Source organism: Acinetobacter sp. NCu2D-2 (assembly GCF_001647675.1).
Lineage (GTDB): Bacteria > Pseudomonadota > Gammaproteobacteria > Pseudomonadales > Moraxellaceae > Acinetobacter.
Genome location: NZ_CP015594.1, coordinates 592,719 through 612,402 on the forward strand (window position 1 = coordinate 592,719; position 19,684 = coordinate 612,402).

Sequence of the window (19,684 nt, forward strand, 5' to 3'; positions counted from 1 at the left end):
TTAAGCCTGTTTTTCATCAAGGTCTTGCTGTGCTTCGGCGAGCAACTGTTGAAAGTCACGTTGCACTGAAGCATCAGGCTCATAGCCCATTTTTGACCAAATTGTTTCAAACAGCGAAGCTGGTGTAGGTGGTTCTAAATCAATTTTTGAAGCCTGTGCATCTTCGGTATTTTGCTTTTGATACACTCGGCTAATTCTTAATAAACGGTAACGATTTGCTGGCAAGGCGAGTTCGATTTGCTGGCGTAAATCAACAGGTGGTGGGGCATCTGTCGTATATTCAATTTCAAGAAAATCCCGCGCACAAAGCTGCTCAATTTCACCACTTGGCAAGGCTTTAATCGTTTCAATTAAATTCACTAATTCTTCACGAATACGAACTAAGCCTACAGTGCGGGGAATGGTTAAGGCTTCAAATTGAAAACGTTGATTATCATTTAATTGAGGGTCAATCTTAACTTGAACAACTTGATGTTTATAGTTAATTTCACTAAAAGACAGGGGAATAGGTGAACCACTATAGCGGATATGTGGTTGACCGACTTGTTGAGGTTTATGTAAATGCCCGAGTGCCACATAATCAATGACATCATCAAACAACGCTGTCGATAATGCTTCCTCATTACCCACAATAATTGGGCGTTCTGAATCGGAAGTTTCTCCACCTTGCATATGTGCATGTGACATCAATATCAAAGCCTGATCTGGTTGCTTACGTTCTTTGGCTTCACGAATTAACTGTTGATGTAAGTAAGCAATTGCATTTTGATTATTGGTGGTGTGTTCATTGAGTCCTGTGATTTCTGCGCTGCGTAAATACGGTAAGGTCAGACACCACGCTACAATACGATTCTCAGCATCATAAATTGGAATAAGTAGACGATCTAGATCGAGCGTATTTTCACTTTGGCGACCAATTACACCGACGGCTTTAGCGTTAAATTTTTCTAACAGTGGTTCGACTTGTTCTATTCGATAGCCCGAGTCATGATTTCCCGCGATCATTAAGGTTTGCATATATGGCGCGGTTTCATGTGCATCAGCAAGAAATTGATAAAGCTGTTTTTGAGCACCTGAAGCAGGATTGATGACATCGAAAATATCACCGGCAATCAGCAGGGCATTGGGCTGTTTTTGTTTAATTTGTTCTAAAAGCCAATTCAGAAATTGTGCATGTTCAAATTCACGATCGTGGTTATGGAAAAATTGTCCCAAATGCCAATCGGATGTATGTAAAAAATGAACTGCCATGTCCTCAAGCCCCAAGCTAAAATCGCTTGCTTACTATAGAAAAAATTGTGCGTTAAAATCTAGTGAAAGTTAAGTATTTACGACTGAACTTGTCGTTATAAGAATTCAAATAAAATTAAAAATAATTAAACGTATAGAGCAAGGCTTGAAAATGAGATAAAACACCCAAAAAATAAAGACCGACGATTCGAGTGATGGTAAATCGTCGGTCAAATTCGTGTAAGTTGAAAATTTCGGCTGCTATACAAAATTTTCAAAGCGCACGAGACTTATTGCTTTAGCTAAGGTCAGTGTATTGTGGATGCCGGTACAAATTTACTAACCTTGTACCCTATATAACGTCAGCAATCGTGGATTGGTTGACAAGAAAATGAAAAAAAACTCATTTTTTTTTATACTGAACCTACTCAAGCTGCTTTTAGGCATATGACCTACAATATGATTAAATATTTTATAAGGTTTTTCATTTACTTAGTTTTGTTGACCATGCTGGCCGGCATTCTTGCAGGGCTTTTACCCAATGTTGTTGGAGAGCTTTTAACAGCATTCCCGTATTTGCTTGCAATGATATGGGTTCTTTTCTTTTTTTTGAAAAAAGAACAGCGAGCACCAACAGTGCAGGAAAGAAATCGCTTTAGTTTGCTCCTTGTGGTGATCTTCTTTTTATATAATTATATATTCGCAGTATTTGGCCCACTGCTGTTTAATTTAAATGTGCCCAATGTGATTGAACTATGGCGCCAGCAAGCATTGAATCCGGATTTCCAATTCTTACTGCTGTCAAAACTGCTCCTGTTCATGATTCCCTTTTATATCATTACATTCTGGTTTTACGGGCCGCAAGCCAAGCGTATGGCGAATAAAATGTTCTCAGAGAACTAATCAAGCAATAAAAAAGCAGATCTTTCGATCTGCTGTTTTATTTTTAAATTATAAGATTTAAGCCATTTCTTTTAACTTCAATGCAGCTTCTTCTGCGAAATAGGTCCAAATCCCATCTGCACCGGCACGGCGGCATGACATTAGGGATTCAATAATCACGCTGTCAGACAGCCAACCATTTTGAATTGCACCTGCAAGCATCGCATATTCGCCACTCACTTGATAAACAAACGTTGGAATACCGAAGTTATCTTTGACTTCACGCACAATATCTAAATAAGGCATACCTGGTTTGACAATCACCATGTCTGCACCTTCTTGAATATCGAGCGCAATTTCATGTAATGCTTCAGCACGGTTACCGATATCCATTTGGTAATTGTATTTATTGCCACCTTTGAGGTTAGAGGTAGAGCCAACCGCATCACGGAATGGTCCATAGAAGCTAGAAGCATATTTTGCTGAATACGCCATGATATTGGTGTAGATAAAACCATTCGCTTCAAAGGCTTGGCGAATAGCGCCAATACGGCCGTCCATCATGTCACTTGGTGCAAAAATATCAGCACCGGCTTCAGCATGACTTAAACCTTGTTTAATCAGCGCTTCAACGGTTTCATCGTTCAGCACATAACCGGTGTCATCCAAAATCCCATCTTGACCATGTGTGGTATACGGGTCGAGGGCACCATCGGTAATGAGCACCATTTCAGGTAATTCTTTTTTCAATAAGCGTACAGTGTTTTGAACCAAACCATCTTCACGCCAAGCTGCTTCAGCATTGAGACTTTTGTCTTCTTGTGGTGTAACCGGGAATAAGGCAAGTTTTGATACGCCAAGTTCAAGTAAACGCTCGGCTTTTTTCACAAGTAAGTCCGCAGATAAACGCTGAACATTCGGCATACTTGGAATATCTTGTGTTTGATTTTGACCTGGCAAAACAAATACAGGATAAATGAGATGATCTGTCGTCAGATGCGTTTCACGAACCATAGAACGTAAGTGTTCATTTTTACGAATACGACGCATGCGAGTGGCAGGAAACGCGGGACGATTGAACGTATAGGTCATAAAAATCTCATTGATCAGTATTAAACTATGGCTATTGTAATGCCGTAATTTGCTTTTAGGGCAAATCTCACTATTTTTTTTCAATGATGGTAATTCGAGCAGACTATGACGCAAGCAGAGACAACGTGGACAGGCAATATTGATTTAAGCTCGGATCTGGACGTGTTATTCAATAAGTTATGCGACGCTTTTAATGGTTCTCCCTTTTATGCGTATTGCGGCATGCAAATGCGTGTTGTCGATGGGCAAATTGAAGCATTTGTACACATGAAAAATGATTTGATTGGTAATGTTGCTTATCAAATTTTACATGGTGGTGTGGCTGCGACCATTTTAGACAGTATTGGCGGTATTACCGCGATGGGTGAGCTGTATAAAAAGGCTAAACCGGAAGAATTGGAAGAAACGAGCAAGAAAGTATCACGCCTTGCAACGGTGGATATGCGTGTCGATTATTTGGCACCGGGTCGCGGACAATACTTTACTGCACGTGCTGAAACACTGCGTTTAGGACGTAAAGGTTGCACCATGCGTATGACTTTGATCAATGATGAAGGTAAATCTATTGCCACTGCCATTGCTTCATATGCGTATTAACGCTGAATAAAAACCGATACCGAAAAAGATGATCTCAGATCATCTTTTTTGTTTTATGGTGCTGAATAAGTTTGAAGATTCAACTTAAAGATTAATAATTCATCAGTTATCTTTTAATTTAAACCGCTAAGTTACATTTTTATTCTCAAGTGGCGATATTTTGCTTATAAAATGCCACAAATTTTGAAGAATAAAAGACCGCTACTGCGACACCATATACACGCTTTTTCACATTTTCAAATGAAAAGCCAAGATGCCGTATGAACGTGTCTATTTGATTTAGGATAAAATCAATGACAGATGTGCAACAGCCCACCGCAGATTCAGCATCCGAGCAAGCGCAGGATCAGGCACTGAAACAAAAGCGTAAAAAAGCCTTAAGTCTTGTCTTTTTTATTTTGATCTTGGCCGCCATTTTATTTGCGATTTGGAAATTCTTTCTGAACAACTCGGTCAGCACTGAAAATGCCTATGTGGGGGCAGAAACAGCCTCAATTACCTCGATGGTCAGTGGACAGGTGCAAGAGGTACTTGTCAGTGATACGCAGCAGGTTAAAAAAGGGGATGTTTTAGCGCGTATTGATGCCCGAGATGCAGAAATTGCCGTTGCTCAAGCCAAAGCTGAATTAATTAAAGCACAGCGTCAATATAAACAAACTTCGGCAAACAGCGGTGCACTTAGCTCACAAATTGGCGTCAGCAGTGATGCAATTCGAAGTGCGGAAGCACAAGTCGCACAGGCTAAAGCCGTGCTAGACAAAGCTCAAGAAGATTTAAGTCGTCGTGAAAAACTCAGCGCCACCGGAGCAATTTCTAAAGAAGAACTTACCACCGCACAAAGTACTTTAAACAATGCGAAAGCCGGCTATGACTTAGCTCAGGCAGGCTTGGCTCAAGCGCGTTCAAGTCAAAAGGCGGCACAAAGTAATTTGGCTGCCAATGAAGCATTGATTCAAGGCGCCAATGAAAACTCCACTCCGGATGTCTTAATTGCACAAGCGAAACTGAAACAAGCATTGCTTGATTTGGAACGCACCGAAATTAAAGCGCCGTTGGATGGCATTATTTCACGTCGTTCTATTCAAGTAGGACAACGTGTTGCTCCGGGAACTGTTTTAATGATGGTGGTCCCAACCCATCAACTGTATGTCGATGCTAACTTTAAAGAAAGCCAACTTGAAAAAGTGCGTGTCGGTCAAAAAGCAGAACTGACATCGGACTTGTATGGTAAATCAGTGGTGTATCACGGTACTGTGGTCGGTTTCTCAGGTGGCACAGGTTCAGCATTTGCATTGATTCCGGCGCAAAATGCTACAGGCAATTGGATTAAAGTGGTGCAGCGTTTGCCGGTTCGTATTCAGCTTGATCCAAAAGAACTTGCTGAGCATCCACTGCGTGTGGGTTTGTCGATGGAAGCTGATATTCACTTTACGAAGTAATTCCTATGAATCATTACGTTCCATATGGGAATTTAAGCGGCGGCAAACTCATGCTCGCAGCCTTCGTGCTTGCACTTGCCAATTTTATGGTCGTGCTCGACATGACCATTGCCAATGTTTCTGTGCCGCATATTACCGGTAGCCTTGCGGTCTCAAGTTCGCAAGGCACATGGGTAATTACCTCCTACGCAGTCGCTGAAGCGATTTGTGTGCCATTAACCGGATGGCTTGCAGGGCGTTTTGGCAGTGTACGTCTATTCGGTGTGTGCTTGCTTGGCTTTACCATTTTTTCAATATTGTGCGGGCTGTCGACAAGTTTAGAGATGTTGGTGTTTTGCCGCATTGGGCAGGGGCTGTTTGGTGGTCCGATTATGCCGCTTAGTCAAACCTTGCTGCTCCGCATTTTCCCACCTGAAAAGCAATCTCAAGCCATGGGTATGTGGGCGATGACTACCGTGGTGGGACCGATTCTAGGACCAATCTTAGGCGGTACCATCAGTGATAATTTATCGTGGCATTGGATTTTCTTTATCAATATTCCGGTGGGTATTTTCTGTGGTTTAGCTGCGCTCAAAATGCTCAAACCTGCGGAAACTGCAATCAATAAATTAAAGATTGATAAAGGCGGATTGGCACTGCTAATCCTTTGGATTGGTGCATTACAGCTCATGATTGATTTAGGTCATGAACGTGATTGGTTTAGCAGCCCATTTATTGGCAGCCTTGCTGTGATTGCTTTGGTCGGCTTAATCATCTTTACCATTTGGGAATTGACCGAACGTAATCCGATTGTCGATATCAAAATATTTAGATATCGCGGATTTACTTTCGCGGTGTTATCGCTTGCCTTTGCTTTTGGGGCATTCTTTTCAAGTATTGTGCTGATTCCGCAATGGGTGCAAATCAACTTGGGTTATACCGCCACATGGGCAGGCTATTTGACCGCGACTATGGGCTTTGGCAGTCTGCTGATGTCACCGATTGTGGCGAAGATGGCGACCAAATATGATCAGCGGATTCTTGCCACTTTTGGTTTGAGCTTACTTGCCGTAGTTACATTAATGCGTGCCTTTTGGACCTCAGATGCAGACTTTATGGCCTTGGCTTGGCCACAAATTTTGCAAGGTTTTGCAGTGCCATTTTTCTTTATTCCACTATCAAATATGGCACTCGCTTCAGTACAGCCACAGGAAATGGCATCTGCCGCAGGTCTGATGAACTTCTTAAGAACTATGGCAGGCGCGATTGGCGCCTCGATTGCGGTCACCATTTGGGATGATCACAGTAAAGTGGCGCGCAGTGAATTGGTCGGTAAACTGCATGTGGACGAAACGCAAACAGCTTTAATGAATCAAGGTATGAGCGCGGATGGCGCGTTGGGTTATATCTCAAGTTTAGTCGATAAAGAAGCGTTAACACTTTCAGCCAATCATCTGTTTTTGATTTTGGCGTTGGTATTTTTATTTGCGGCATTCATTGTATGGTTGGCACCACGGCCACAAGCAGGCGTTGGTGGTATGCCTTCGCATTAATTGTAAAATAGGGCAATTAAAAACCGCTGACCAATCAGCGGTTTTTTTAATGAGAGGTGAAGATTAAAGATCAGATTTGGCGCGTTTTAAAGCGGTTTGCCATTTTGCTAAATGGGCTTCACGCTCATCGGATTGCATTTGCGGTTCAAAGGCGCGTTCAAGCTGCCAAGATTGCGCAATTTCATCTAAATTTGAAAATACACCTGAACGCAAACCTGCCATGGCCGCAGCGCCCCAAGCGGTAGATTCCAACATCTTTGGACGCAGCACCGGTACATTTAAGATATCGGCTTGGAATTGCATCAACATATCATTACTGCTTGCACCACCATCAACACGCAATTCTTTTAAGGGCTGTGCAATATCATTTTGCATGGCAGTTAACACGTCAGACACTTGAAAGGCAATAGACTCTAAAGCAGCGCGGGCAATATGAGCTTTAGTCGTGCCACGTGACATGCCGCACATGAGTGCACGTGCTTCGCTATCCCAATGCGGTGCACCAAGTCCGGTAAAGGCAGGCACAAGTACAACGCCGTCAGTGTCATGCACTTTACAGGCAAGTTTTTCGACATCGGCACTTTTTTGAATAATACCTAAGCCATCGCGTAGCCATTGCACCACTGCACCTGCCATAAACACACTGCCTTCGAGTGCATAAGTGGTTTGTTGTTGCGCTTGCCATGCAAGGGTAGAGAGCAGTTTGTTTTGACTCAGTTGCACATCAAGACCGGTATTAAACAGCATGAAACAGCCGGTGCCATAGGTATTTTTAGCCGTACCCACTTCAAAACAGGATTGCCCAAATAGCGCGGATTGCTGATCCCCTAAAATACCGGTAATTGGAATATTGGCACCGAGCAAACCTGTAGCAGTATCCGCCACATAACTGTCCGAACTGATAATTTTAGGTAAAACAGCGCGCGGAATATTAAACAGCTCAAGCAGTTCATCATCCCATTGATGTGTTTTGAGGTTCATCAGCATGGTACGAGCGGCATTACTCGCTTCAATAATATGCTCAGCACCTTGAGTCAGGTTCCACACCAACCAACTATCGACTGTACCAAACGCCACATGTCCTTGTTCAGCAAGCGCTCGTAAACCGTCAATGTGCTCTAGCAGCCAAACCAATTTTCCGGCACTAAAATAGGGATCAATACGTAAGCCGGTGGTGTGCTGAATTTTATCTTGCAGGTTTTTTTGAATGAGGTTATTACACCAATCCACCGCACGACGGTCTTGCCAAATAATGGCAGGCGCAAGCGGTTTACCTGTTCGTTTGTCCCAAACGACTGTGGTCTCACGTTGGTTGGTGAGGCCAATAGCTTTGATATCTTTGGCTAAAATATTGGCAGTAGCCAATGCTTGTTGGACAACCGCAATTTGTGTTGACCATATTTCGAGTGCATCTTGCTCGACCCATCCTGACTGTGGGGTTTGAATGTGGGTTTCACGCTGTGCTGTGGCTTGAACTTGTCCATGTTCATTAAAGATGATCGCGCGACTTGAGGTGGTACCTTGGTCGAGGGCGAGTAAATAACTCATATTTTTTCTATTAGAAGACTTGAATTTGAAAATATTAGCGCAATTATGTAATTAAACGCATTCAAAAGTTTAATTGTGTAGAAAATGCATCGTATTTTTTATCAGTTATGCTATGATTGCTCTGTACTTTGGGGATGTTTCTGGCTTCGACGCTGGTGATGAAACTCATAGATGCATGCCGAGAGCGCATTTTCTCTCGTAAATCAAATTTGCATTTTTATAGTCGCAAACGACGAATCTTACGCTCTAGCTGCCTAAGGGCAGCTTGTCCGCATCCCTGAATACTTGTGGTTAGGGGTCCCGACTGAAGCGAACGCACACAAGTCCGTATGAAATCAAGCCTCGGGGTTTCGTACTAAATTAAGAGGATCGCGACTTGTACCCTGTTCGTCGGGTCACAAGGAGCTAAAACAATAGACGATATCTAAGCATGTAGTATTCTGGGGCGTAATGCTGGCGGACGCGGGTTCAACTCCCGCCATCTCCACCAAAATTCTTGTTATAAATCAGCCACTTATATTAAGTGGCTTTTTTATTGCCACATATTTGCCACATTTTTTATTCCAAGAGCTTTTGATTTCAAAGTTTAGGCTGTACGTGCTACGCTAAGTTTCGCAATTTCTTGCTTATTTTTATCCCCGTGCAACCATTTTGTATAGCGTTTGATCAGCATTTGTAGGCTATGTCCAAGTTGATCGGCTACAAACATTGGATTGACGCCATCCATGAGCAACATCGTCGCATAAGTATGCCTTGCATTGTATGCAGGGCGGTGACGTATAGAACACGCTTTCATCGCTTCTACAAGACGCTCTCTAGGTGGTTTTTCATTAAAGAAGGGTTCCTTAGTCTTAGGACATAGCATCACATAGTCTGTTTGGTAGCCTTGATCCTTTTTAAATTGAAGCAAAGCTTTCAAAGCCAGAGTTGATCGTTCATTCAGATATACTTCTCGAGACGTATGTGTTTTTGTCACCTTTTTTTCTAAACCACGTACACGGCTTTTGTTAACTTTGAATGTGCCATTGAACCAATCGATATCGCTTTCTCTGAGAGCAATCATTTCTGAAGGCCTACAGCCAGTCCAAAAGGCAAATTCAAAATACCAGCGGTAAAATTTGTCCTCATCATGCAAGCTTTTATCGAGCCAAGCCAATAAGGTTTCCATCTCCTTGCGTGTGAAGGGATCCGGTGTTTCAACCTGGACCTTACGATTCTTAATTTTATTCATAGGGTTTGCAGAAATCTGATTATGCTTAACAGCCAATTCAAATACCCCTCGTAGAGGAGTTACGCAGTTATTAAAAGTCTTAGCTATTTGAAAATCACGATCGATAATGACTTCCTCAATATCTTCGGTCGTGATATTTGAGATAGGTGTCAAAGCGAAATAAGGCATCCAGTGAAACTCTAAAATCTTACGATAACCATTTTTAGAATCTTTATTCGCACCTGAAAATTTTAGGAACTTTTGAGCCATATCTTGAAATAGAACTTGTTCTTCATCTGCTGGATTGTTTTCAGGAATTTCAATACCTTTTACCTTTGAAATATCAGCTTCAGTCAAAATTCCCCATTTAGCTTTGGTTTTTAAATCACTTTTAATTTTAGCGGCTGTACGAATCCCTTCCGCAGTTGGCGGGTGGGGGAGCGTGATGAAATAGCGTTGTTTTTTAACGCTGAAATTGATTTCGATGGCGCCATCTCTAATTCGGACACCAGGTGGTAACGCTTTTTCGTCTGCTCTGTCAGCCATTGGTTATAACCTCTCAGTGAGTAATAGATATTTCCATCTTGTTTTGTCCAAACTAGATCTTGTGGCCAATTTTTTCGTCGATGGGTCAACTTTTGTTCTTCAATGCCTGTGAGTTTTGAGAACACTGAAGCATCTACCCAATCGACAGGTGTAAGCCCTAGCTCTAAAAGAACATCTAAAATTTCGTTTTGCATAAAATTACTTAGCCAGTTGAGCTGATTTTAAAAATTATTCATGGCTAAGCATAAATTTTCCTAGTCATAAATCGTCATGTGAAAAACTTATCACATGAAATTTTTTTAGAACTCGTTTTGTTTAAAACTTCAAAAAAATGGTTATTTTTAAAATTTATGAAATAAATAAATCATTCTTAATCGCGTTTAATTGACCATTTAACCCTGTCTATTAGGTACAAGATTTGGTACTTAAATTCTAAATACCATGAGTTAAGTACCATATTTGGTATCTATTGAATCAGCTTAAAAAAATTTAAAAATGACTTACTTTTTTTAATTTTTTAAATAAACGCCTTGAGAACGTTGGCAAGCTTTTCACCACTTTTACGATCAATAATTTGTGCAGACATTCCTAAATTTTGAGGCCCATCCACATCAGCAATTTGAGTATCACCAATGAACAGAACTTCATTGGGGTGGCATTGCAATTGATTTAAAAAGTATTGATATATCATCGAATCAGGCTTATGGGTGCCTACCTTGAAACTCCATGCATAGGCATCTAAAAGCGGAAGTATGCTTTGTGCTCTTTCACCATAAGGCGTCGCTGCATTGGAGCAGATCGCCAATTTGTATCCTAGATTTTTAAGTTCAATGAGCGTTGGAATTGAATCTTCAAAAGCATGCATATGCTTTAAATCATTTTGAAGATCGTTGTTCATTTCAGCTAACAAGGGAGCGGGTAGTTGATAACCGAAATAAGAAGCGATTGTCTCAAAATTGCCATCTAGCGACATGATCATCGCAGCATCATTTGGTTGTGGTTTTCGCCCTTGTTGTTTAAGCCATTTCATCATTTTTTTATAAGGTGATTGGCTATTTTTAATTTCAATTAGCGTTCCAAAAACATCAAAGGCTACTGCTTTATAAGGTCGTTTACTCACTATTCTTATCTCATTAAAAGTTTAAGCAAATGGTCTAGCGTTTTATATCAACTCTTTTATTCATCAAAATTTAAGTCAGAATCATTTAAAGAGGAGGGCGAACTGAACTTTCTGCTTTATTTGATTAACTTAAATTCAAACCTATCTGTTCAGGTGAATGCCAAAGTATTTTTAAGTGTCCTAGTTGGTCTCTGAGATGAGCGGCTTTACGGATGTGGACTGCCACCACTCTCCTAGACAAATTTCGTCTATTCTTTTTGCATAGGAGAGAACATTATGAGTGGACAACGATACACCCCAGAATTTAAAGATGAAGCTGTTAAATTGATTACTGAACGTGGATATTCTGTCACCGATGTGGCAGAACGTTTAGGTGTATCACAGCACAGCATTTATAAATGGCTAAAGGCCGTACAGCCTTTACGCAACAACCCTGATGAACATGAACTACTCGAAGCAAAGAAAGAAATCCTTCGCCTTAAAAGTCAGCTCAAACAAACTGAAGAGGAACGGGATATTCTAAAAAAGGCCGCAAGGTACTTTGCAAGCCTGCCCGAGTAAAGTATCAGTTTATCCTGGAATACAGCCATCAATTTAAGATTAAAACGATGTGTCGGGTTCTTAAGATTGCTCGTGCTGGCTACTATGCTTGGTTGCATGAACCCGAATCAGGCAGGACTATTGAAGATAAGCGGTTATTACAGCTCATCCGTTCTTCTTATGATGCCAGTTATGGCATCTACGGTTATCGTCGCATTACGCTGGATCTTAAAGAGCTAGGTGAAAGCTGTGGACCTAATCGTGTGCTGAAGATCATGAAGCACAATGGTATTGCCGCTGTTCGAGGATATAAGAAGCATAAAAGCTATGGTCGTGGTCGTCCTCAGATTGTGCCACCTAACCATTTAAATCGAGAATTTGTTGTAAACACACCGGATACCTCTTGGGTGACTGATATTACCTACATCCGCACCTGGCAAGGCTGGTTATATCTGGCTGTGGTTCTCGATTTATATTCGAGAAAAGTCATCGGTTGGTCAATGAAACCTACGCTTGCCAAGGATATCGTTTTGGATGCACTTTTAATGGCGGTATGGCGACGCAGACCCAATGAACCTGTGATCATACACTCAGACCAAGGCTCACAATACAGTAGCGGAGACTGGCAGAAATTCTGTCAGAAGCATAATTTAGTTCCGAGTATGAGTCGTCGTGGAAACTGTTGGGACAATGCTGTTGCTGAATCCTTTTTTAGCAGCTTGAAGAAGGAAAGAATTAAAAAGAGGATCTATAAAACACGAGAAATGGCTCGTGCAGATGTATTTGATTACATCGAGATGTTTTACAATCGAATCAGGCGTCATTCGCATCTCGATGGGATGAGTCCGGAAGCCTTTGAGGCAGCTTCAAAATGAGGCCGTCTCGTGTCTAGGATACTGGGAGCAGTCCATTCGAATAGAATTTCACACCTAATTTAATCCGTTCACGACCTTGGCTCATACGCCAACGGTTGGTGTCGCGCAAGGAATAGACACAGCCACAATATTCTTGTTGGTAGAACTCTTCCTTCTTGCTGATTTCGAGCATACGAACAGCACCACCATTTTTACGCCAGTTGTAATCCCAATAGGTAATGCCTGGGTAATGTGAAGCAGAACGATGACCACAGTCATTAATCTGCTGCATGTTCTTCCAACGGGAAATACCAAGCGAGCTACTTATTAGACTGAAGCCATTTTCGGCTGCATATAAAGCTGTACGCTCAAAACGCATATCAAAGCACATGGTACAACGGATGCCTTTCTCAGGTTCATTTTCCATACCTTTGGCACGTGCAAACCAATTGTCAGTATCGTAATCACAGTCGATAAAAGGGATATTATGTTTTTCGGCAAAGCGAATATTTTCTTCCTTACGAATTTCATATTCTTTTATCGGGTGAATGTTAGGGTTATAGAAAAAGATTGAAAAGTCGATACCTGATTCAATCAAGGTTTCCATCACTTCACCTGAGCACGGCGCACAGCAGGAGTGAAGCAGGAGTTTGTCATGACCTTCTGGGAGAGTCAGTTTTTGACGTTCAAGTTTATTTGACATGGAAATAGGGCTTAAATCTAAACCCTACATCTTAACAATCTAATCTCATGGTTAAGGTGATTTTTGCTCATGTTTAAATGAGTGATCTTCAGGATGTAAGTTGTGAATTAAATTCATCTTTTGGTGAGGAAATATCGTTTTACTCATGTATTGGTGTGGGTATAAATTGCACTGGTGAAATATGATTAGAGCTTAAACAAATCAATTGAATGAAGCCAAATTTTAAAATTGAAGGCTGAGCTATTTTTTCTTTGGAAAAGCTAAAAATAGCTCATTAATTTGAATACTTAAATTTCGCTAAAAGTCATAAAAAAATTGAATCGGGTTCTAAACATATTTTGTTCAGTGTATATCTAAGCCGTCATCATTTTTTTTGTACAAATATAAATGAGAGCCGACTTATTTATATCTTTTGATTTTTTATCGAATGATGATGGTCTTTCATGGAATATGTAGAACACAACACCTCCACGGTCAATCCAAATTCTAAAACACGTGTTTTATTTGCGAGTCTGGTAGGTACAACAATTGAATTTTTCGACTTTTATATTTATGCCACGGCTGCTGTACTGGTTTTCCCGCATTTATTTTTCCCTGAAAGTAGTGGTAGTGCCGCATTACTGCAATCTTTAGCCACTTTTTCAATTGCATTTATCGCACGTCCAATTGGCGCTATTATTTTTGGACATCTTGGTGATCGAATTGGCCGTAAAGCCACACTCGTTTCTGCATTGCTATTAATGGGGATTTCTACAGTTTGCATCGGACTATTACCGACCCATGCACAAATTGGTGTGGCTGCACCCATCTTGTTAGCATTGTGTCGTTTAGGGCAAGGGCTTGGTTTGAGTGGCGAGTGGAGTGGTGCGGTATTATTCGCCACAGAAAATGCACCAAAGGGTAAACGTGCATGGTATGGCATGTTCCCACAGCTCGGTTCTCCAATTGGTTTTATTCTTGCGGCAAGCTCATTTTTATTATTAGGTGCATTTTTATCAGATGAAGCCTTTATGCAATGGGGCTGGCGAATTCCGTTTATTGCAAGTGCATTGCTAGTATTTGTTGGCTTATATATTCGATTAAAACTACACGAATCTCCAGCTTTTCAAAATGTTTTAAACAAGCAATCAGCAGTTAAAGTACCTTTGAAGGATGTGCTCACCAAACATATTGGAAAAGTGGTATTGGGTATGTTGGCGACAGTATGTACCTTGGTTGTATTTTATTTGATGACGATATTTGCATTGAATTGGGGGACAACCGCATTAGGGTATAGTCGAGATACTTTTTTAAAAATCCAACTGATTGCAACAGTGTGTTTTGGTCTGTGTATTCCTATCTCTGCATTATCCGCTGAGAAGTTTGGTAGAAAAATAACATCCATTGCCATTTGTATTCTGACCATGATCTTTGGATTGTTCTTCTCAACATTTTTTGTTGCTGATAACGTATTATCAGTATTGGTGTTCCTGTGCCTTGGTTTAAGTATTATGGGCTTAACTTATGGACCACTTGGGACCATTTTGTCTGAAATTTTCCCTGTTTCAGTTCGATATACAGGAACAGCCTTGTCTTATAATTTTGGTAGTATTTTAGGCGCATCATTTGCCCCTTTGATTGCAACTCAATTGGCTCAAAATTATGGTTTGCATGCTGTGGGATATTATTTATCTATCGCGGCAGGTGTTTCTCTATGTGCTTTCATGTGTATTCGTGAAACAAAAAATGAAAACATTATGAGCTGATTGTTTTATTGCACATGATGCTCAATTTCGGGCTTATTCAATCGTATATTTTAAAATGAATAAGCCCACAACTCAGATACACCTTATCCCAACTCGTTTTCTCATCATTAAATGTTCATCATTGTATCGATATACAGATGCATTCGATTTCTATTTAATACGTGTCCAACACTTGATCTTTCAATATGGATATTTGATGAGGCGATCTCATCCATTGCATGTTAAAAAAACACCAACATGAGATTTACTCATCTCATCCTGAATTTATATCGTTTTACTCATTTTATGATTCACGTTTAAATAAAGCCATTCAGAAATTTAGATTTTGTAAAATTTTTTAGGTGGCAATCTCCATGAGTCAGAAATTTGCATGTTCAATCAAACGCATTCGTTTCGATGAAAACTATGAACCAGCAAACAATACACGTTTAACCACGAATTTTGCTAACTTGGCCCGTGGTGAAAGCCGCCAAGAAAACCTGCGTCGTACACTTGCGATGATCAACAATCGTTTTAATAGTTTGGCTACAGTCGACAATCCAAAAGGCGATCGCTATTCACTTGAGATCGATATTATTTCTGCAGAGATTGATATTGAGGGCAACGGTCAAACCTTCCCATTTATTGAAACACTAAAAAGCACCATCATTGATCATAAAACCAATCAGCGCATTGAAGGCATGATCGGAAACAGTTTTTCTTCTTATGTTCGTGATTATGACTTTAGTGTTGTGCTTCCTGCATTAGGCTGTAAGTTTAATGAGATGCCTGAAGATTTTGGAGACTTGCATGGCAAGTTATATTTACATCTAGTGAACTCTGAAGTATTTAAAACAGAATTTAGAAACAATCCTGTTATTTGTTTAAGTGTTTCTACAACAAAAACTTATTACCAAACAGCTAACGTTCATCCAGTACTCGGTGTCGAATACACCAATGATGATTACTCACGTACTGATGCCTACTTTGCCAAAATGGGCTTAAGCGTTCGTTACTTTAAGCCTCAAGGCGCGAATGCACCATTAGCTTTCTACTGTGCAGGCGATCTACTTCGTGACTACACTGATTTTGAATTGATCAGTGCGATTGCGACTATGGAAAGCTTCCAAAAAATCTACCGTCCTGAAATTTACAATACCAACTCTCCGGCAGGTGTGGAATATCAACCAAGCTTGAGCTATGGCGATTACTCACTGACACGTATTGTTTATGACCGTGTTGAACGTGGTGAATTGGCGGTGAAACAAGGTAAGTGGACAGAAGAAAACTTCATCAAACCGTATAAAGACATTTTGGACGAGTGGGCTGCGAATTTTAAAATTGAAAATGCTCAGCAAGACCAAGCGGCTTAATCCATTGTATTGATAGACGAATTTAAAGAAAGAAGATTAGACATGGCTATTTTATTACCAACATCAACAGCAGGCAGCTTACCGAAACCGTCATGGCTCGCTGAACCTGAAAAATTATGGTCAGCATGGAAACTTGAAGGCGAAGAACTTCTTGAAGCTAAACGTGATGCGTTAAAATTATCATTACATGAGCAAGTCACTGCTGGTATTGATATCGTAAGTGACGGTGAACAAACCCGTCAGCACTTCGTAACGACCTTCATTGAGCATCTTGAAGGGGTGGATTTCGAAAAGCGTGAAACCATGCGTATTCGTAATCGTTATGAAGCAAGCGTACCGTCGGTTGTGGGTGAAGTTTCTCGTAAAAAAGCCGTGTTTGTAGATGATGCGAAATTCTTGCGCAGCCAAACCAATCAACCAATTAAATGGGCGCTTCCTGGTCCGATGACCATGATTGATACACTTTACGATGGTCACTACAAGAGTCGTGAAAAATTGGCTTGGGAGTTTGCTAAAATTCTTAACCAAGAAGCGTTAGAGCTTGAAGCAGCAGGAGTCGACATTATTCAGTTTGATGAGCCTGCATTTAATGTGTTCTTTGATGAAGTAAATGACTGGGGTATTCCGACCTTAGAGCGTGCGCTTGAAGGACTCAAATGTGAAACCGCTGTGCATATTTGCTATGGCTACGGCATCAAGGCAAATACGGATTGGAAACAAACCTTGGGTAATGAATGGCGTCAGTATGAAGAATCATTCCCTAAATTACAAAAGTCAAAGGTAGATATCATTTCGTTAGAGTGCCAAAACTCACGTGTACCGATGGATTTAATTGAACTGATTCGTGGCAAAAAAGTCATGGTTGGGGCAATTGATGTGGCAACCAATCAGGTTGAAACGGCTGAAGACGTGGCAAATACTTTGCGTAAAGCATTGCAGTTTGTAGATGCTGACAAACTCTATCCTTCAACCAACTGTGGTATGACGCCACTTTCTCGCCAAGTTGCACGTGGCAAGCTTGAAGCCCTAAGTGCAGGTGCAGCCATTGTTCGTAGAGAATTAGAGGCTTAATCAAACGCAGTTTGATGCTTAGCAGGGTAAATGCTTACTGAATCATTTGTCCTGTTCTAAGCAAAAGCACTTGATTATACATTTGAGAGGCTTTGTTGCACAAAGATTTGAAATGCAAAGCGCCCCTAATTGAGCCAAATTTAAGGCGTAACTTGGGTAAGTGGTCGACCTAATTCCGTAAATCTGTTGAGGACTGCTACACGTGCATGAATTTCATTCACCTGACTAGGAAAGCTTCTTGCCATTAATTTATCGCCTAATAATTTGATGCAATGCATCTTGGTTTCCACCAAACTGCGGCGATGATAGCCTGACCATTTTTTCCATAATGTCCTGCCTAAACGTTTAACTGTTCGAAGTAATTCATTTCGCTCTAGCGAGCTACTTTTTGTATCTTTCCATGGTTTCGCATTTTTTCTAGGTGGAATCACCGCATGTGCTTGCCGATCTGCAATAACCTGACGGCATTGCTTGGTGTCATAAGCTCCATCGGTATAAACAGAGTCAATCTGCTCATCTTGTGGAATCTGATTAAGTAAATCACCAAGCACCTGTGAATCACTGACATTATTGGTTGTGAGCTGAATAGCGCGTATTTGTAGGGTTTTGGCATCTATACCAATATGTAGTTTACGCCATTGGCGACGATATTCAGCTCCATGTTTCTTGCGTTTCTATTCGCCCTCACCTAGAAACTTCATGCCTGTAGAGTCTACGAGTAGATGCAGCCCATCGCTACTTTTTTGGTAGCTGATTGCAATATCAATATGCTTTTGTCTTCTACAAAGCGTACTGTAATCTGGTGCGGTCCAATTTAATCCGCAAAGTTTAATCAGACTTTGCACAAAGCCAGTGACCATACGTAAAGATAGACGGAATAAGGATTTAATCATTAAGCAGCATTGGATAGCTGCGTCGGAGTAGGTTTGATTTCGCCCTTGTTTGCCTTTTGATGGAGCATACCATTGCGTAGCAGGATCAAACCAAATGGCAATATTTCCGCGACTCATGAGTGCTTGGTTATATGCGGGCCAATTGGTAGTGCGGTAGATTTTGTGTGTAGGCTTCTTCATTTGAAAATTATATCGCTGAAAAAGCCTTTACAGATAGGTTTGTGCAACAAAGCCAAGTAGAACTGATTGAAGTTAAATAATACTTAAAGTTTATAATTAAATTGAACTTTAGATAATTATAGATTTTTTTTATTTAGTAAAGTATTAAAGGGAATATTATGGAATATTAATACTCCCTTTAATTTTAAAAATTTCGAACGGTCTGCTATATCTTAAATCCTTCTAAACAGTATCCAGAAACTAATTGGATAATTCAGATTCAGCACTTTTTATTGAGTTTATTTTGCAGATGATTCTAGATGCAATTTTCAGTTGAGATGCTAGCCATCAAGCTAAGGTACAAGCTTTACTAAATAGCTAATACAACCTGATACGGTTTAAACCCTGCTAATACAGCTTCGGAAACCAATTGAATAAAAGCATCAGTTTTGCCATAAGCCATCCATTGATCTAAAGCTTCATAGTAGGCCAAGCGATTTTCAACAGTGATAACACATGGTGGATAACCCGCTTTAAGTAATTCGAGATTCATTAATAGACGTGATGTACGTCCATTGCCATCAATGAATGGATGGATACCTACAAAATCCGCATGTACTTTAGCAGCACGTTCTATAGGATGAAGCTTATGTGCTTCCGTGTTATACCAATTGATTAACTGGGCCATCTTGTCATTTAGCAGCGTATAGTCTGGTGGCGTAGTTGTAGCACCTGAAATTAAAACATTTTGTTGACGATAGCGACCTGCATTTTCATCATCAATATTTTTTAGAATGAGTTGGTGAATATTTCGAATCTGCCATTCAGAGAAAGGTTCTTCTTTTCGAATAATATCTTCAACATAGTAGATAGCATTTCTATGGTTGACCGCCTCAAAATGTTCTCGTAATGCTTTGCCACCGACAGTGATACCTTCTAGGACAACTTTTGTTTCAAGTAAGGTAAGTGTATTGCCTTCGATCGCATTTGAGTGATATGTCCAACGTAGAATAAGGTCTTCTTGTAGATTTTTTACAATTGCAGGTGAAAGAGGGCGATGCTGATCTAACTTTGTTTTCAAATCATCAATACTTTCAAACATGATCTTATCCCTGAATGTGTTTTAATGAATGATACATGAAAAAGAAATATCAAAAAATGTAATGATATA

General features: G+C 40.5%; 15 protein-coding genes, 1 other RNA gene and 1 pseudogene. 9 read left to right on the forward strand and 8 right to left on the reverse strand.

Annotated features, from left to right (window positions below; all coding sequences use genetic code 11):
• On the reverse strand, nt 1-1,251 hold the full coding sequence (locus A3K93_RS02750) for an exonuclease SbcCD subunit D (protein ID WP_067728717.1): 1,251 nt from the start codon (nt 1,249-1,251) through the stop codon (nt 1-3).
• Between the two features lie 426 nt (nt 1,252-1,677).
• Between A3K93_RS02750 and A3K93_RS02755 the strand changes: the two genes are divergently transcribed.
• Nucleotides 1,678-2,133, forward strand: coding sequence for an ABZJ_00895 family protein (locus A3K93_RS02755; RefSeq protein WP_067728720.1), 456 nt, complete (start codon nt 1,678-1,680; stop codon nt 2,131-2,133).
• A gap of 57 nt (nt 2,134-2,190) precedes the next feature.
• Here A3K93_RS02755 and hemB read toward each other — a convergent pair whose 3' ends face one another.
• A complete protein-coding gene (gene hemB, locus A3K93_RS02760) occupies nt 2,191-3,204 on the reverse strand; it encodes a porphobilinogen synthase (RefSeq protein ID WP_067728721.1) in 1,014 nt (337 codons plus the stop codon).
• A gap of 105 nt (nt 3,205-3,309) precedes the next feature.
• On the opposite strand from hemB, the gene A3K93_RS02765 reads away from it, so the two are divergent.
• The 3 genes from A3K93_RS02765 (at nt 3,310) to A3K93_RS02775 (ending at nt 6,772) form a co-directional block, all read left to right on the forward strand.
• A complete protein-coding gene (locus tag A3K93_RS02765) occupies nt 3,310-3,801 on the forward strand; it encodes a thioesterase family protein (RefSeq protein WP_067728723.1) in 492 nt (163 codons plus the stop codon).
• Between the two features lie 293 nt (nt 3,802-4,094).
• A complete protein-coding gene (locus A3K93_RS02770) occupies nt 4,095-5,240 on the forward strand; it encodes an HlyD family secretion protein (RefSeq protein WP_067728725.1) in 1,146 nt (381 codons plus the stop codon).
• 5 nt (nt 5,241-5,245) lie between these two features.
• Nucleotides 5,246-6,772 carry a DHA2 family efflux MFS transporter permease subunit gene (locus A3K93_RS02775; RefSeq protein WP_067728732.1) on the forward strand — a complete coding sequence of 509 codons (1,527 nt, stop codon included), beginning with the start codon at nt 5,246-5,248 and terminating at the stop codon, nt 6,770-6,772.
• 63 nt (nt 6,773-6,835) lie between these two features.
• Here A3K93_RS02775 and glpK read toward each other — a convergent pair whose 3' ends face one another.
• Nucleotides 6,836-8,320: a glycerol kinase GlpK gene (glpK, locus tag A3K93_RS02780; protein WP_067728734.1), complete on the reverse strand. Its 1,485-nt coding sequence runs from the start codon at nt 8,318-8,320 to the stop codon at nt 6,836-6,838.
• A 130-nt stretch (nt 8,321-8,450) separates the two neighbouring features.
• Here glpK and ssrA point away from each other — a divergent pair.
• Nucleotides 8,451-8,810: a transfer-messenger RNA gene (ssrA, locus tag A3K93_RS02785) on the forward strand.
• Between the two features lie 96 nt (nt 8,811-8,906).
• Here the strand turns inward: ssrA and A3K93_RS02790 are convergent.
• Both A3K93_RS02790 and A3K93_RS02795 read right to left on the reverse strand, forming a co-directional pair.
• Nucleotides 8,907-10,076, reverse strand: coding sequence for a site-specific integrase (locus tag A3K93_RS02790; RefSeq protein ID WP_067728736.1), 1,170 nt, complete (start codon nt 10,074-10,076; stop codon nt 8,907-8,909).
• Between the two features lie 517 nt (nt 10,077-10,593).
• Nucleotides 10,594-11,196 carry an HAD family hydrolase gene (locus A3K93_RS02795; RefSeq protein ID WP_067728738.1) on the reverse strand — a complete coding sequence of 201 codons (603 nt, stop codon included), beginning with the start codon at nt 11,194-11,196 and terminating at the stop codon, nt 10,594-10,596.
• A gap of 276 nt (nt 11,197-11,472) precedes the next feature.
• On the opposite strand from A3K93_RS02795, the gene A3K93_RS02805 reads away from it, so the two are divergent.
• Nucleotides 11,473-12,611, forward strand: a protein-coding gene (locus tag A3K93_RS02805) for an IS3 family transposase (RefSeq protein WP_099337213.1) whose coding sequence is annotated in 2 segments (ribosomal slippage) — nt 11,473-11,731 and nt 11,731-12,611 — 1,140 coding nt in all. Because the reading frame shifts where the segments join, the coding sequence is not laid out codon by codon here.
• 13 nt (nt 12,612-12,624) lie between these two features.
• Here A3K93_RS02805 and A3K93_RS02810 read toward each other — a convergent pair.
• Nucleotides 12,625-13,293, reverse strand: coding sequence for an epoxyqueuosine reductase QueH (locus A3K93_RS02810; protein WP_067728742.1), 669 nt, complete (start codon nt 13,291-13,293; stop codon nt 12,625-12,627).
• A 443-nt stretch (nt 13,294-13,736) separates the two neighbouring features.
• Between A3K93_RS02810 and A3K93_RS02815 the strand changes: the two genes are divergently transcribed.
• The 3 genes from A3K93_RS02815 to A3K93_RS02825 all read left to right on the forward strand — a co-directional run bounded on the left by A3K93_RS02815 (nt 13,737) and on the right by A3K93_RS02825 (nt 17,461).
• Nucleotides 13,737-15,038: an MFS transporter gene (locus A3K93_RS02815; RefSeq protein WP_067728744.1), complete on the forward strand. Its 1,302-nt coding sequence runs from the start codon at nt 13,737-13,739 to the stop codon at nt 15,036-15,038.
• 353 nt (nt 15,039-15,391) lie between these two features.
• Entirely contained in the window at nt 15,392-16,390 is a 999-nt protein-coding gene (locus A3K93_RS02820; RefSeq protein WP_067728746.1) for a putative oxygenase MesX, read from the forward strand.
• A 42-nt stretch (nt 16,391-16,432) separates the two neighbouring features.
• Nucleotides 16,433-17,461, forward strand: coding sequence for a methionine synthase (locus A3K93_RS02825; protein ID WP_005267229.1), 1,029 nt, complete (start codon nt 16,433-16,435; stop codon nt 17,459-17,461).
• 140 nt (nt 17,462-17,601) lie between these two features.
• Here the strand turns inward: A3K93_RS02825 and A3K93_RS02830 are convergent.
• Nucleotides 17,602-18,534 (reverse strand): annotated as a pseudogene (locus A3K93_RS02830) (IS5-like element IS17 family transposase).
• Between the two features lie 349 nt (nt 18,535-18,883).
• The gene (locus tag A3K93_RS02835) at nt 18,884-19,615 is read right to left on the reverse strand and encodes a Fic family protein (RefSeq protein ID WP_067728749.1); all 732 of its coding nucleotides are present in this window, start codon (nt 19,613-19,615) and stop codon (nt 18,884-18,886) included.
• Nucleotides 19,616-19,684: the final 69 nt, after the last annotated feature.

Excerpts from the sequence above, each read along its gene's own strand:
- A3K93_RS02750 (WP_067728717.1), bottom strand. The coding sequence starts at position 1,251 with ATGGCAGTTCATTTTTTACATACATCCGATTGGCATTTGGGACAATTT.
- A3K93_RS02755 (WP_067728720.1), top strand. The coding sequence starts at position 1,678 with ATGACCTACAATATGATTAAATATTTTATAAGGTTTTTCATTTACTTA.
- hemB (WP_067728721.1), bottom strand. The coding sequence starts at position 3,204 with ATGACCTATACGTTCAATCGTCCCGCGTTTCCTGCCACTCGCATGCGT.
- A3K93_RS02765 (WP_067728723.1), top strand. The coding sequence starts at position 3,310 with ATGACGCAAGCAGAGACAACGTGGACAGGCAATATTGATTTAAGCTCG.
- A3K93_RS02770 (WP_067728725.1), top strand. The coding sequence starts at position 4,095 with ATGACAGATGTGCAACAGCCCACCGCAGATTCAGCATCCGAGCAAGCG.
- A3K93_RS02775 (WP_067728732.1), top strand. The coding sequence starts at position 5,246 with ATGAATCATTACGTTCCATATGGGAATTTAAGCGGCGGCAAACTCATG.
- glpK (WP_067728734.1), bottom strand. The coding sequence starts at position 8,320 with ATGAGTTATTTACTCGCCCTCGACCAAGGTACCACCTCAAGTCGCGCG.
- A3K93_RS02790 (WP_067728736.1), bottom strand. The coding sequence starts at position 10,076 with ATGGCTGACAGAGCAGACGAAAAAGCGTTACCACCTGGTGTCCGAATT.
- A3K93_RS02810 (WP_067728742.1), bottom strand. The coding sequence starts at position 13,293 with ATGTCAAATAAACTTGAACGTCAAAAACTGACTCTCCCAGAAGGTCAT.
- A3K93_RS02815 (WP_067728744.1), top strand. The coding sequence starts at position 13,737 with ATGGAATATGTAGAACACAACACCTCCACGGTCAATCCAAATTCTAAA.
- A3K93_RS02820 (WP_067728746.1), top strand. The coding sequence starts at position 15,392 with ATGAGTCAGAAATTTGCATGTTCAATCAAACGCATTCGTTTCGATGAA.
- A3K93_RS02825 (WP_005267229.1), top strand. The coding sequence starts at position 16,433 with ATGGCTATTTTATTACCAACATCAACAGCAGGCAGCTTACCGAAACCG.
- A3K93_RS02835 (WP_067728749.1), bottom strand. The coding sequence starts at position 19,615 with ATGTTTGAAAGTATTGATGATTTGAAAACAAAGTTAGATCAGCATCGC.